This window comes from Erwinia sp. HDF1-3R (genome assembly GCF_039621855.1).
Lineage (GTDB): Bacteria > Pseudomonadota > Gammaproteobacteria > Enterobacterales > Enterobacteriaceae > Erwinia.
Map to the genome: position 1 here is coordinate 1,335,971 of NZ_CP155071.1, position 12,672 is coordinate 1,348,642.

Consider the following 12,672-nt stretch of genomic DNA (forward strand, 5'->3'; position numbering starts at 1 on the left):
GAAAATCAGAAGACTGAGAGTGCTCAGTTTATTTTGACTGGTTTTTTCATGGTGCAGATAAATGACCTAAATAGCGGTACCAAAAACTAAATCGAAAAGTGAGCCGAATCCTGCGCGAGAGCAAACCTTAACGGGGATAGGCTATGAAATCTGCGGACAGATAAACGGTTTTACCGGAGCAGCTCAGTAGCCCGCGGACAGATAAACGTTTTTACCGGAGCAGCTCAGCAGCCTGCGGACAGATAAACGGTTTTACTTAAAGCGGCCCGGAAGCCTGAGAGGTGGATAATCCCTGCGGGTGACGGGCATTCCGCAGCGCTGCGGCGCAGACGGAAGGCCAGGCGAGGGCAGCAGGGATGCTGCACTCAGGGAGCGGCGGGCAGGGATGCCCGCTCGCGACCGGGCCGTCCGGCCTGGAGCCGGAGCCAAAGGCACCAGGCAAAGCCTGGCGCGAGGACGCCCGTCACCCGCAGGGATTATCCACCGACAAAGCAAAAATCCCAGCCTGCACAACTCACCGTCACCCGCAGGGATTATCCACCGGCAGCGCAGATATTCGTCCCATGCAGCATAATTGCGTCTGGGGCTGGGGCTTTTTTCATAAATATGTCATAAAAGTGACGCATAATAACGCCGCGAGTCTCAATGACATCCCGTTACCGCAGCAGGAGTAATAATGGCTAAGCGCATTCTGGTGGTTGAAGATGAAACCCCCATCCGTGAAATGCTCTGTTTCGTTCTGGAACAAAATGATTATCAACCGATTGAAGCAGAAGACTATGACAGCGCCATCAACCTGCTCATTGAACCCTGGCCCGACCTGATACTGCTGGACTGGATGCTCCCCGGCGGATCGGGCATTCAGCTCATCCGGCACTTGAAGCGTGAAGCCATGACCCGACATATACCGGTCATGATGCTCACGGCGCGCGGCGAAGAAGAAGATCGCGTTCGGGGCCTTGAGGTGGGAGCCGATGACTACATCACCAAGCCATTCTCACCAAAAGAGCTTATCGCCCGCATCAAAGCGGTCATGCGCCGCATTTCACCGATGGCGGTGGAAGAAGCGATCGAAATGCAGGGACTGACACTGGATCCCTCCTCCCACCGGGTGATGTCCGATACCCAGCCCGTTGAAATGGGGCCGACGGAATATAAGCTGCTGCACTTCTTTATGACCCATCCCGAGCGCGTTTACAGCCGTGAACAGTTGCTTAATCACGTATGGGGCACTAACGTTTACGTCGAAGATCGTACCGTTGATGTGCATATTCGCCGACTGCGCAAAGCGCTCGAACTTACCGGGCACGATCGCATGGTGCAAACGGTGCGCGGCACAGGTTACCGTTTTTCCTCACGCTACTGATCTCGCAACGGAGTATCCACCGTGCTGGAACGCCTCTCCTGGAAGAGATTACTGCTTGAACTGCTGCTGGCGTGCCTGCCCGCGCTGGCTCTCAGCCTGCTGATCGGCTATCTGCCGTGGCTGCTGCTGCTCTCCGTGCTGGCCCTGCTGGGCTGGCATTTTGCCAACATCCTTCGTCTTTCGCACTGGTTGTGGATCGACCGCAGCATGACGCCGCCAGGTGGGCGCGGCAGCTGGGAACCCCTTTTTTACGGTATTTACCAGATGCAGGCGCGAAACCGCCGTCGACGTCGCGAACTGGGCCATCTGATCAAACGCTTTCGCAGCGGCGCCGAATCACTGCCTGATGCGCTGGTGCTGACCACCGAAGAGGGCAGCATCTTCTGGTGCAACGGCCTCGCTCAGCAGATGCTCGGTCTGCGCTGGCCCGAAGATAACGGACAAAATATCCTCAACCTGCTGCGCTATCCTGAGTTCACCCGCTATCTGCGCCAGCGCGAATTTACCCGCCCGCTGATGCTGGTGCTTAACAGTCAGCGTCACCTTGAATTTCGCGTAATGTCCTACAGCGAAGGGCAGTGGCTCCTGGTGGCTCGGGACGTCACGCAGATGCACCAGCTTGAAGGCGCGCGGCGCAACTTTTTTGCCAACGTCAGTCACGAACTGCGTACGCCGTTAACGGTGCTGGGGGGCTATCTGGAGATGATGGAAACGTCAGAGATGGAAGGCGTGCGGCGGCAGAAAGCATTACAGACTATGCAGGACCAAACCCGCCGTATGGATGGGCTGGTGAAGCAGCTGCTGACGCTGGCCCGTATTGAAGCCGCACCGGCGCAGGGAAGGGACGAGCAGGTTGATATACCCGCGATGCTGCGGCGGCTGGAGGTGGAAGCCGCCACGCTCAGTCAGGGACGTCACCTGTTGCAGTTCTCCACCGATCCTCATCTGTGGGTTTACGGTAATGAGGAGCAGCTGCACAGCGCATTTTCTAATCTGGTTTACAATGCGGTAAACCACACGCCGGACGGCACACGGATTGACATTGCATGGCTGAAAACTGCGAAAGGGGCTGAGTTCAGGGTGAAGGATAACGGCCCGGGCATTGCGGCAGAGCATATTCCGCGCCTGACGGAGCGCTTCTATCGGGTGGATAAAGCCCGATCGCGACAAACGGGCGGCAGCGGTTTGGGCCTGGCTATTGTAAAACATGCGCTGAGTCATCATCACAGTCGTCTGGAAATACGCAGCCAGCCGGGAGAAGAGACCTGCTTCAGTTTTGTCCTGCCGCCGGAGTTGCTTGTCAGCGCTGAATCATCACAGAATGCCCTTCATCACTGATGCGGATAACAATAATGAAAAAGCTGATTATTGCCGGGCTGCTGCTGTTTAGCCTGCTGGCCCGGGCAAACGAAGGAATGCTGGCGGGTAATTTGAGCAGCGTAGGTTCGGATACGCTGGGTAATTTGATGGCGCTGTGGGGAGAGAGTTTTAATCGTCAGTATCCCGGCGTGAACGTGCAGATTCAGGCAGCCGGTTCCTCAACTGCGCCTACCGCGCTGGCAGCCGGGGCGGCTCAGCTGGGGGCAATGAGTCGCCCAATGCAGCAGGGGGAGCGTCAGCTGTTTGAAACCCGCTACGGCTATCCGCCCCTCGCCGTGCCGGTTGCCATGGATGCGCTGGTAGTGATGGTGAATCAGGATAATCCGCTGGCCGGGCTAAATACCCGCCAGCTCGATGCAATTTTTTCCATTACCCGCCGCTGTGGCGATACTGCAATCATCCGTCAGTGGGGTGATCTCGGGTTGACCCAGCCCGGCTGGCAAACGCGGGCACTACAGCGTTTTGGCCGCAACTCCGCCTCGGGAACCTGGGGTTTTTTCAAGCAGCAGGCGCTCTGCCACGGTGATTTTCGCAATGACGTCGGGGAGTATCCCGGTGCGGCGGCGGTCGCGCAGGCCGTTGCCGCCACGCTGAACGGTATCGGCTATGCCAGCATGGGTAGCCATATCAGCGGGGTTAAAACGCTGCCCATTGCGCGTGAGGGGAATGACTGGATCCCGCCTGACGCAGAGAATATTCGCAGTGGGCGCTACCCCTGGGCCAGACCGCTCTATATCTACATCAATAAGGCGCCAAACCAGCCGCTGGCACCGCTGACTGCCGCCTTTCTGCGGCATATTCTTTCACCGCAGGGACAGGCGCAGGTGAGTCGGGCTGGCTACCTGCCGCTTTCTGACGCACAGCGTCTGGAAGCGCTAAGGCTGGCCGGGCTGGCCACGAAGTAAAGGTTATCCCCGGCTTGAGGCAACGGGTCCGGTTGTAAGCCAGCAGCTTTACCCGACCCTCCCCAAAGTGAATTTTTTTCACCTGTGATGAATTTTCCTCGTTTGCGCCTGAAACTTTCTCATGACATTCTTGCGTCTGGACATATAGACATCCAGAAGTCTAAAAGTAACCCGTTGTAACTATTTCACCGGTAAATTATGCGCCGTGCGCGCAGGCCAGGAGTAACCTAACATGCAAAGAGATTCCGCTCAGTACCGTGCCGAAGTGGTCGGCAGTTTTCTGCGTCCCGCCGCAATCAAAAAAGCACGTGAGCAGTTCCAGAACGGTGAGATCAACGCCGAAGAGCTGCGTCGTATTGAGGATGAGGCGATCCGTGACGTCGTGGAACATCAGCGCGCCAGCGGCCTGAAGGTGGTGACCGACGGCGAATTCCGCCGCGCCTGGTGGCACTTCGATTTCTTTGATGGCCTGGAGGGCGTGGAGCTTTATGAATCAGAGCAGGGTATTCAGTTTAACGGCGTGCAGACCAAAGCACACAGCGTACGCGTCACGGGCAAGCTGGGCTTTGGTCAGCATCCTATGCTGGAAGATTTCCGCTATCTGAACAGCATCAGCGGCGATGCCATCGCGAAAATGACCATTCCCAGCCCAAGCGTGCTGCACTTCCGCGGCGGCCGTAAGGCGATAGACGCCACCGTTTATCCCGATCTGAATGCCTATTTTGACGATCTGGCGCAAACCTATCGCGATGCGATTCAGGCTTTCTATAACGCGGGCTGCCGCTACCTGCAGCTGGACGACACCGTCTGGGCGTACCTCTGCTCCGAAGACCAAAAGGCACAAATCCGCGAGCGCGGCGAAGACCCTGAAGAGCTGGCGCACATCTATGCGCAGGTGCTGAATAAGGCTCTCGAAGGCAAGCCTGAGGATCTCACCATCGGTCTGCATGTCTGCCGGGGTAACTTCCGATCAACCTGGATTTCGGAAGGCGGCTATGAGCCAGTGGCTGAAATTCTGTTTGGCAGCGTAAATATTGATGCGTTCTTCCTGGAATACGATAACGAACGCTCCGGTGGCTTTGAACCGCTGCGCTTTATCAAACCGGGCAGGCAGCAGGTAGTGCTGGGGCTGATCACCACCAAAACGGGTGAGCTGGAAGATCCGCAGACGGTAAAAAAACGTATTGCGGAAGCCGCGCCGTTCGTCAGCCTCGACCAGATTTGCCTCAGCCCGCAGTGCGGCTTTGCCTCTACGGAAGAGGGGAACAGCCTGAGCGAAGCGCAACAGTGGGAAAAGCTGCGACTGGTGGTCGATATCGCTAAAGACGTCTGGTAAAACACCGCAAAGGGTCATAAAGGCGCGCCCGGGTGCGCCTTTTGTGCATTTAAGCGGGCGGTAATGCAGGAAAACCCCCTGGACTGCATGCAAATCATACAAATCATGTAAGGCAACCAGCCGATAAACTGAACTGATTCACTGGATAAGCTTTTTTTTACGCTATATCACTCTGCATTCCCGATCCCGTATTGCCTTTCTCCGCTATAAACGGTTTACTTAGCGCCGTTTTTACATTATCCCCCGTTAGAAAACCAAAATCAGCGTACATTCGCTGCCAGAGCGACGTTGGGTCAATATATTTCCCTGTATCGGTTTGATAAGGCGGTGTTTTCAGCGCACACGGGGCGATATTTCTGACATCACGATTCCACTTAACACCAGTACAGGCAGCTTCGCTGATTATGACAAATCGATTATCTTCTAAAGACATCCTCGCGCTGGGCTTTATGACCTTTGCCCTGTTTGTGGGGGCAGGTAATATTATTTTTCCACCTATGGTGGGTATTCAGTCGGGCGCACACGTCTGGATCGCAGCAATAGGCTTTCTGATTACCGCCGTCGGCCTGCCGGTGATTACGGTCATTGCGCTGGCGCGCGTGGGCGGCGGCATCGACGCACTCAGCACGCCGATTGGCAAAGCCGCCGGTTTGGTACTGGCGACCGTGTGCTACCTGGCCGTCGGTCCGCTGTTTGCCACACCGCGCACCGCTACGGTCTCTTTCGAGGTGGGTATCGCCCCGCTGACCGGTGACGGCCCGCTACCGCTGTTTATCTACAGCCTGATCTACTTTGCGCTGGTTATCGGTATTTCTCTCTATCCCGGTAAGCTGCTCGATACCGTCGGTCATGTCCTCGCGCCGCTGAAAATTGTGGCGCTGGCCATTCTGGGAATTGCAGCGTTGATCTGGCCTGCCGGGGGGGTGGCACCGGCGACGGACGCTTACCAACAGGCGGCCTTTTCCACCGGCTTCGTCAATGGCTATCTGACCATGGATACCCTCGGTGCGCTGGTGTTCGGCATTGTGATTGTCAATGCGGCCCGCTCGCGCGGCGTCAGTGAAGCTAAGCTGCTGACGCGCTATACCGTTATGGCCGGTCTTATTGCCGGCGTGGGCCTGACGCTGGTCTATCTGACGCTGTTCAAGCTGGGTTCCAACAGCGCGGGACTGGTTGAGCAAAGCGCTAACGGTGCAGCTATCCTTCACGCCTACGTGCAGCAGACCTTTGGCGGCATGGGAAGCACCTTCCTGGCGGCGCTGATCTTTGTTGCCTGTATGGTAACGGCAGTGGGCCTGACCTGCGCCTGCGCGGAGTTCTTTGAGCAGTATCTGCCGCTGACCTACCGTCAGCTGGTATTTATTCTCGGCCTGTTCTCGATGCTGGTATCTAACCTTGGCCTGAGCCATCTGATCCGCATCTCTGTCCCCGTGCTGACCGGTATCTATCCGCCCTGTATCGTGCTGATCCTGCTGAGTTTTACCCTGAACTGGTGGAACAAAAGCAGTCGCATTATCGCGCCAACGATGCTTATCAGCCTGCTGTTCGGCATTATTGATGCGATCAAGGCCGGTGAGCTGACGTCCATGCTGCCCGCTTTTGCCCAGCATCTTCCGCTGGCAGAGCAGGGGCTGGCATGGCTGCCGCCTTCACTGGCTATGCTGGTCGTGGCCGCTATCTATGACCGCGTACGCGGTGGCCAACCCGCTCACGTGTCGCAACAGTAATCGATCATCCGTCTTCCCCGTCGTCAATGCGTCGGGGAGGCAAATGTAGCAGGATCGGAAGCAGAGAAATGACAAAAAATACGCTCAAAAAGGGACTGAGTACCCGACACATTCGCTTTATGGCGCTGGGATCGGCAATTGGTACCGGGCTTTTTTACGGCTCGGCTGATGCAATGAAAATGGCCGGTCCGAGCGTTATCCTCGCCTACATCATCGGCGGGGCTATCGCCTATATTATTATGCGCGCGCTGGGCGAGATGTCGGTGAATAACCCCCAGGCCAGCTCTTTTTCACGTTACGCGCAGGACTATCTGGGGCCGCTGGCTGGCTATATTACCGGCTGGACCTACTGCTTTGAAATCCTGATTGTCGCTATTGCCGACGTGACCGCCTTCGGCATCTATATGGGCGTGTGGTTTCCGGACGTCCCGCACTGGATCTGGGTACTGAGCGTGGTGCTGATTATCGGCGCCATCAATATGGCGACCGTAAAGGTATTTGGCGAGGTGGAGTTCTGGCTGTCGCTGTTTAAGGTCGCCACCATTATTATCATGATCGTGGCGGGTATCGGTATCATCTTCTGGGGTATTGGTAACGGCGGTCAGGCGACCGGCATCCATAATTTATGGACTAACGGCGGCTTCTTTGCGCACGGCGTGATCGGTATGGTGCTGTCGTTGCAAATTGTGATGTTTGCCTATGGCGGGATAGAAATAATTGGTATCACCGCCGGTGAAGCGAAAGACCCTGAAGCCTCTATTCCCCGTGCGATAAACACCGTCCCGCTGCGTATTCTGGTGTTCTACGTGGGTACGCTGTTCGTGATTATGTCGATCTTCCCCTGGAATCAGGTCGGCACTGATGGTAGCCCCTTCGTGCTGACCTTCCAGCATATGGGTATCGCTGCCGCTGCGGCTATTTTGAATTTTGTGGTGATCACCGCTTCGCTGTCGGCCATCAACAGTGATGTATTCGGCGTGGGCCGCATGCTGCATGGTATGGCTGAACAGGGGCATGCGCCAAAAATGTTCGCCACGGTTTCGCGGCGCGGCATCCCCTGGGTAACCGTGTTGGTGATGATGTTAGCTATGCTGATCGCGGTCTATCTTAACTATCTGATGCCGGGCAAGGTGTTTCTGGTGATCGCTTCACTGGCGACGTTCGCCACCGTCTGGGTATGGATTATGATCCTCTTCGCTCAAATTGGCTTCCGCCGGACGCTGAGCAAAGAGCAGGCGCGGGCGCTGAAGTTTGCCATGCCTGGCGGTACGTTCACTGCGATGGTAGGCGTGCTGTCGCTGGCCTTTATTATCGGCCTGATTGGCTACTTTCCCGATACGCGCGTGTCGCTGTATGTTGGGGTAGGCTGGATCGCGCTGCTGCTGGTGAGCTGGCTGTTTGTGAAGAAAAAAGTCAGCGCTCATTAATCTCAGCCATCGACGACAGCAATGCGTCGCCCGGTTGTCACTCCCCGCCGGGTGGAGAAGAACCCAACAGCCGATAAAAAAAAGGGCCGGATAATTTCCGGCCCTTTTTTTGTTACTGATACCTGGCGAAAATAATTCACCCGACTTTGTACGCTTTTAGCCTGTGCCGACTTAAGCCGCCAGGCGAACGTGTTTTGACATCCAACACATCAGGATTTCGGGTAGCTCACCGGGACCATCACCGCCGGATCGATATTCTGCTTTATGCGCGTGAGCGCTGCATCGTAAGGGCAAAGCGTACCCACCGCAGTAGTTTTACAGCCGGGGAACTGCCACTCGGTAATAAGCAGCGGATTGCTCTGGCTGAGCGGCGTGAGCTGGCGCAGCTGATCGAGGCTCTGGGCCTGAAAGGTCACCCGGATATAACGCAGTTGATGGCTATCACGCCAGCGTTCGAAGACCAGGCTGCCGCCGGGCGGGATATTGCCAGGCGGATATTCACCCTGCTGCCAGCTGAAATTAAGCAGCGTACGCAGATACGCCAGATTAATATCGCTTGCCACATACAGCAGCCAGCGAACGTCCGGTGGCGCATCGGGCTGCGTATTATTATCCAGCGCAGCGGCTATCTGCCCCATCAGTATCGATCCGCCGCGACGCGCCGCATAAGGCAGATCGTTGCTGTAGGTGTATTTGGCGCTTAACAGTGGCAGAAGCCTGGCGACCCCGGCGGTGGTGCTTACCTGACCAAAAGCCACCCGTGCGACAGGCAGATTTTCACTCCACGCCAGCCGAAGGGTTTCCGCCATGGCGCCCAGGCTGTCCAGACCGGTAATACCTATGCGGCCGTTCGACCAGACATGGAGTGACCAGGGGCGATCGAAATCAGGGCAGGCGCTTCCCGGATGACATAAGGCGCGCTTCAGGGCCGCGATCTGTGGCTCCAGGCGCTGCTGCGCGCGGCTAACGTCGCCTCCGATTGCCTTAAGTGCTTCTTGCTTTGCTATTTCCTTTTCTGCCGGGCTGGCATTGACTTCGGGATACTGAAACAGAGGGTCCCTGCCGGACAGCGCATGGACGGGCACACCGCAGCCGGGAAAAGCAGCCGATGACAGCGCAGCGGCGGTAGCCTGCGTACGCTGTAGGGTGCTGGCGCGGATATAAACCTCATCTTCAGACGGGCAGCCCGCCTTTAGCAGGCCCAGCTGGCGATAGCGCTGACTTTCAAACTGGCCCTTAAGCCAGGCCCCGGTATAGCCGTGCCCGGTTAACTCTCCGTCGGCTGTCTGCCAAACGGGCCATGAACGCTGGGTAACGGCTTCAATCTGCTTCCGGTTACCGGGGGTAGGCGGTCGCACGCCGTGGCGGCTGACCTCAACCACTTTTTCCAGCTGGTATTGCGTGCTCTCCGCACAGGCATTAAGCGTGAACAGGGCGGGCAGAATAGCGCTGATAAGCGCAGACAGAACGGGCGTTTTCACCAACATCGGATCCCTGTGCGTTGTCATCATTGGGGGAAGAGCAGACTGGCTCCAGTGTGCGAAACAATAGCCTGATTGCAGCACTAATGAAACCTTAAGACCCGAGGTGTAAGGGCTTAACACGTTGGAATTACGTACGATGCGCGGAGTGAAGCCATTCAGCGCTGGATCAGCAGAGGTTAAGGGAAAGATGCTGCTGCCTAAGGTGGCGATTAAGGAGAGGGGATTGAAGCTGGCTAAGGTGGCGATTAAGGAGGGGGAGAGTTATGCCGGTGACGGGCTGCCGTATCAGCACAGCTAAAAAAAAGGCTCGCCGAAGCGAGCCATTGCAAAACGCGGGAGTTACAGGTTATTTGCGTTTGCGGACAGGTATTTAGCTACGCCGTCTGGAGACGCGCCCATACCTTCTTTGCCTTTTTCCCACTGAGCCGGGCACACTTCACCGTGCTCTTCGTGGAACTGCAGCGCGTCTACCATACGCAGCATTTCGTCAACGTTGCGGCCCAGCGGCAGATCGTTAACAACCTGGTGGCGAACCACACCGGCTTTGTCGATCAGGAATGAGCCACGCAGCGCAACGCCAGCATCCGGGTGTTCAATACCAAACGCTTTCTGCACTTCGCGTTTGATATCAGCAACCATCGCATATTTCACTTCGCCGATGCCGCCTTTATCAATTGGGGTTTTACGCCAGGCGTTATGAACGAACTCGGAGTCAAAAGAAACGCCCACAACTTCCACGCCGCGCTTCTGGAACTCTTCGTAACGCTTGTCGAAGGCAATCAGTTCAGAAGGACACACGAAAGTGAAGTCCATTGGCCAAAAGAACACCACGGTGGCCTTGCCAGCGGTGTGTTTTTTGAAGTTGAAGTTTTCAACGATTTCACCGTTGCCCAGCACGGCAGCAGCAGTAAAATCAGGGGCTTGACGAGTTACCAGGACCATATGTACTCCTGTAAAAAGTGAGTGAATTAACGTTAATTAGACGCAGTATAAAGGTGGCTTCCGCGCGTGAACCAGCGCAACAGGCCGATTAATGAGATAGGCTAAAGCTATCAAAAGGTGTTATTCCTTCAGGCAGTCCACCACAGTAGTCTATTTCTGCAAAAGGGCAACGCTTTTCATTATTCAGAGGGCTTTTTGCGAGGCAAGTTCCATCATTCGCGGATATAACTGCCAAAAATAGTCGCTAAACGTTTGATAGTTATCAATGAAATCATAATAGGACGGCGCCAGCGCGGCCAGCCGGGGCCTACTGCTGGCCATGCCGTTCAGCACTCTCTCAAGCCAGGCCGGATCGGCATACCTCTCCATCCAGCGCTCGCGCCACAGATAGCGATTAAGGCTCTGAAAGCGTTCCGGCGTCCCAGTCAGGTGAGGCGTAATTTCATCCTCAGCAAGGGTTAAAAATTCGCTAAGCGGCCTGTCGGGATGCAACCGGCCCCAGTTAAGGGATAAGAAGTGATCCCAGATAACATCAAGCGTAATGGGTGCCACCCGGCGCGTTTCATCGCGAAAAAATGCCTTTGCCGCGCGAACTTCAGGTAAAGCATCGGTCATCGCATCAATACGGCGGTGCAGCAAAATGCCCTCAGCAACGGCATCCGGCCAGTCGTTACGCGGATTACCGCGAACATAGTCAGCCATAAGGTTACCCAGCAGGGAGCTGTCAGCCAGCGTGGCGAGGTGGAGGTGGGCGAGATAGTTCATCCCCACAGTATACCGCCTTCGCCCTTGACGCTGTAGCGGCGTTTGCGGCGTTCGCTCACCCGAATCACTTACTTGAGTAAGCTCATCGGGATTCACTTACTTGAGTAAGCGCGTCGGACTCACTCCCTGTTTAGAAATGGTCGGTTTTCAGCTAGACTGTGCGCCCTGATTTCCCTGACAGTGAATGACCATGCGCGTTGCCGATTTTTCCTTTGAGTTGCCCGAGTCCCTGATTGCCCACTATCCGCAGGCCCAGCGCAGCGGATGTCGTCTGTTGACCCTGAATGGGGCTGACGGCACGCTGACGCACGGGGTCTTCACCGATTTGCTGGATATGCTCAACCCCGGCGACCTGCTGGTGTTCAACAATACGCGGGTGATCCCCGCGCGCGTCTTTGGTCGCAAAGCCAGCGGCGGTAAAATTGAAGTGCTGGTCGAGCGTATGCTTGACGACCATCGCGTACTGGCGCATGTCCGCTCCTCTAAGGCACCTAAGCCAGGCGCTGAACTTCTGCTGGGTGATGACGAAAGTGTCAAAGCCACCATGGTCGCGCGGCACGATACGCTGTTTGAGCTGCGCTTTGAGGATGAGCGTGCGGTACTGGACATCCTGAATGCCGTGGGGCATATGCCGCTGCCGCCTTATATTGATCGCCCGGATGAAGACGCGGACCGCGAGCTTTATCAGACCGTATACAGTGAGCGTCCTGGTGCGGTAGCCGCGCCGACCGCTGGGTTGCATTTCGACCAGCCGCTGCTGGATGCGCTGCGTGAGAAAGGTATTGAAACCGCTTTTGTGACCCTGCACGTCGGCGCGGGTACCTTCCAGCCGGTGCGGGTAGAGAGCATTGAAGACCACATCATGCATGCCGAATATGCCGAGGTGCCACAGGAGGTGGTGGACGCGGTACTGGCCTGCAAGGCACGCGGCAACCGCGTGGTCGCGGTAGGCACAACCTCCGTTCGTTCTCTGGAGAGCGCGGCGAAGGCGGCACAGGGCCAGCTGATTGCACCCTTTTTCGATGACACGAAAATCTTTATCTATCCCGGCTACCATTACCAGGTTATTGACGCGCTGGTAACCAACTTCCATCTGCCTGAATCAACGCTGATTATGCTGGTCTCCGCCTTTGCCGGTTACCGCAATACCCTGCATGCCTATCAGCAGGCGGTTGCTGAACAGTACCGTTTCTTTAGCTACGGCGACGCCATGTTTATCACCCAAAATCCGCAGGCCGCAGATGAACAGGTGGGCGGTTAACGCGCTCGCTTGTATCGCAGCTGCCTGGGTTGGTAGAATGCGCTCCTTTTTACTGATCATCAGACTGTATATCTGGTGG

12 protein-coding genes are annotated in these 12,672 nt (G+C 56.2%); 9 read left to right on the top strand and 3 right to left on the bottom strand.

Annotated features, from left to right (window positions below; all coding sequences use genetic code 11):
• The first annotated feature begins 356 nt into the window (after positions 1 to 356).
• The 7 genes from AAGR22_RS06030 to proY all read left to right on the top strand — a co-directional run bounded on the left by AAGR22_RS06030 (position 357) and on the right by proY (position 8,141).
• Complete coding sequence (locus AAGR22_RS06030; RefSeq protein WP_345830913.1) at positions 357 to 674, top strand: hypothetical protein; 318 nt, start codon at positions 357 to 359, stop codon at positions 672 to 674.
• 2 nt (positions 675 to 676) lie between these two features.
• Complete coding sequence (gene phoB / locus AAGR22_RS06035; protein ID WP_345830915.1) at positions 677 to 1,366, top strand: phosphate response regulator transcription factor PhoB; 690 nt, start codon at positions 677 to 679, stop codon at positions 1,364 to 1,366.
• Between the two features lie 21 nt (positions 1,367 to 1,387).
• Positions 1,388 to 2,704 (top strand): phosphate regulon sensor histidine kinase PhoR, encoded by a 1,317-nt coding sequence (phoR, locus tag AAGR22_RS06040; RefSeq protein ID WP_345830917.1) that lies wholly within the window; start codon positions 1,388 to 1,390, stop codon positions 2,702 to 2,704.
• 14 nt (positions 2,705 to 2,718) lie between these two features.
• Positions 2,719 to 3,651, top strand: a complete 933-nt coding sequence (locus AAGR22_RS06045) for a phosphate ABC transporter substrate-binding protein PstS family protein (protein ID WP_067705182.1) — start codon at positions 2,719 to 2,721, stop codon at positions 3,649 to 3,651.
• Positions 3,652 to 3,883: 232 nt separating this feature from the next.
• Positions 3,884 to 4,987 carry a cobalamin-independent methionine synthase II family protein gene (locus AAGR22_RS06050; protein WP_345830919.1) on the top strand — a complete coding sequence of 368 codons (1,104 nt, stop codon included), beginning with the start codon at positions 3,884 to 3,886 and terminating at the stop codon, positions 4,985 to 4,987.
• A 404-nt stretch (positions 4,988 to 5,391) separates the two neighbouring features.
• On the top strand, positions 5,392 to 6,714 hold the full coding sequence (gene brnQ, locus AAGR22_RS06055; protein ID WP_067705186.1) for a branched-chain amino acid transport system II carrier protein: 1,323 nt from the start codon (positions 5,392 to 5,394) through the stop codon (positions 6,712 to 6,714).
• A 68-nt stretch (positions 6,715 to 6,782) separates the two neighbouring features.
• A complete protein-coding gene (proY, locus tag AAGR22_RS06060) occupies positions 6,783 to 8,141 on the top strand; it encodes a proline-specific permease ProY (RefSeq protein ID WP_067705189.1) in 1,359 nt (452 codons plus the stop codon).
• A gap of 209 nt (positions 8,142 to 8,350) precedes the next feature.
• Here the strand turns inward: proY and AAGR22_RS06065 are convergent, their stop codons facing one another.
• Positions 8,351 to 9,628, bottom strand: a complete 1,278-nt coding sequence (locus AAGR22_RS06065) for a histidine-type phosphatase (RefSeq protein WP_345830920.1) — start codon at positions 9,626 to 9,628, stop codon at positions 8,351 to 8,353.
• Positions 9,629 to 9,746: 118 nt separating this feature from the next.
• On the opposite strand from AAGR22_RS06065, the gene AAGR22_RS06070 reads away from it, so the two are divergent.
• Positions 9,747 to 9,923, top strand: a complete 177-nt coding sequence (locus tag AAGR22_RS06070) for a hypothetical protein (protein ID WP_156484979.1) — start codon at positions 9,747 to 9,749, stop codon at positions 9,921 to 9,923.
• A gap of 41 nt (positions 9,924 to 9,964) precedes the next feature.
• Here the strand turns inward: AAGR22_RS06070 and AAGR22_RS06075 are convergent, their stop codons facing one another.
• Both AAGR22_RS06075 and AAGR22_RS06080 read right to left on the bottom strand, forming a co-directional pair.
• The gene (locus AAGR22_RS06075) at positions 9,965 to 10,567 is read right to left on the bottom strand and encodes a peroxiredoxin C (RefSeq protein ID WP_067705193.1); all 603 of its coding nucleotides are present in this window, start codon (positions 10,565 to 10,567) and stop codon (positions 9,965 to 9,967) included.
• Between the two features lie 183 nt (positions 10,568 to 10,750).
• On the bottom strand, positions 10,751 to 11,332 hold the full coding sequence (locus AAGR22_RS06080; protein ID WP_345830921.1) for an ACP phosphodiesterase: 582 nt from the start codon (positions 11,330 to 11,332) through the stop codon (positions 10,751 to 10,753).
• 190 nt (positions 11,333 to 11,522) lie between these two features.
• Between AAGR22_RS06080 and queA the strand changes: the two genes are divergently transcribed.
• Positions 11,523 to 12,593 carry a tRNA preQ1(34) S-adenosylmethionine ribosyltransferase-isomerase QueA gene (queA, locus tag AAGR22_RS06085; RefSeq protein ID WP_345831554.1) on the top strand — a complete coding sequence of 357 codons (1,071 nt, stop codon included), beginning with the start codon at positions 11,523 to 11,525 and terminating at the stop codon, positions 12,591 to 12,593.
• The last annotated feature ends 79 nt before the right edge of the window (positions 12,594 to 12,672 follow it).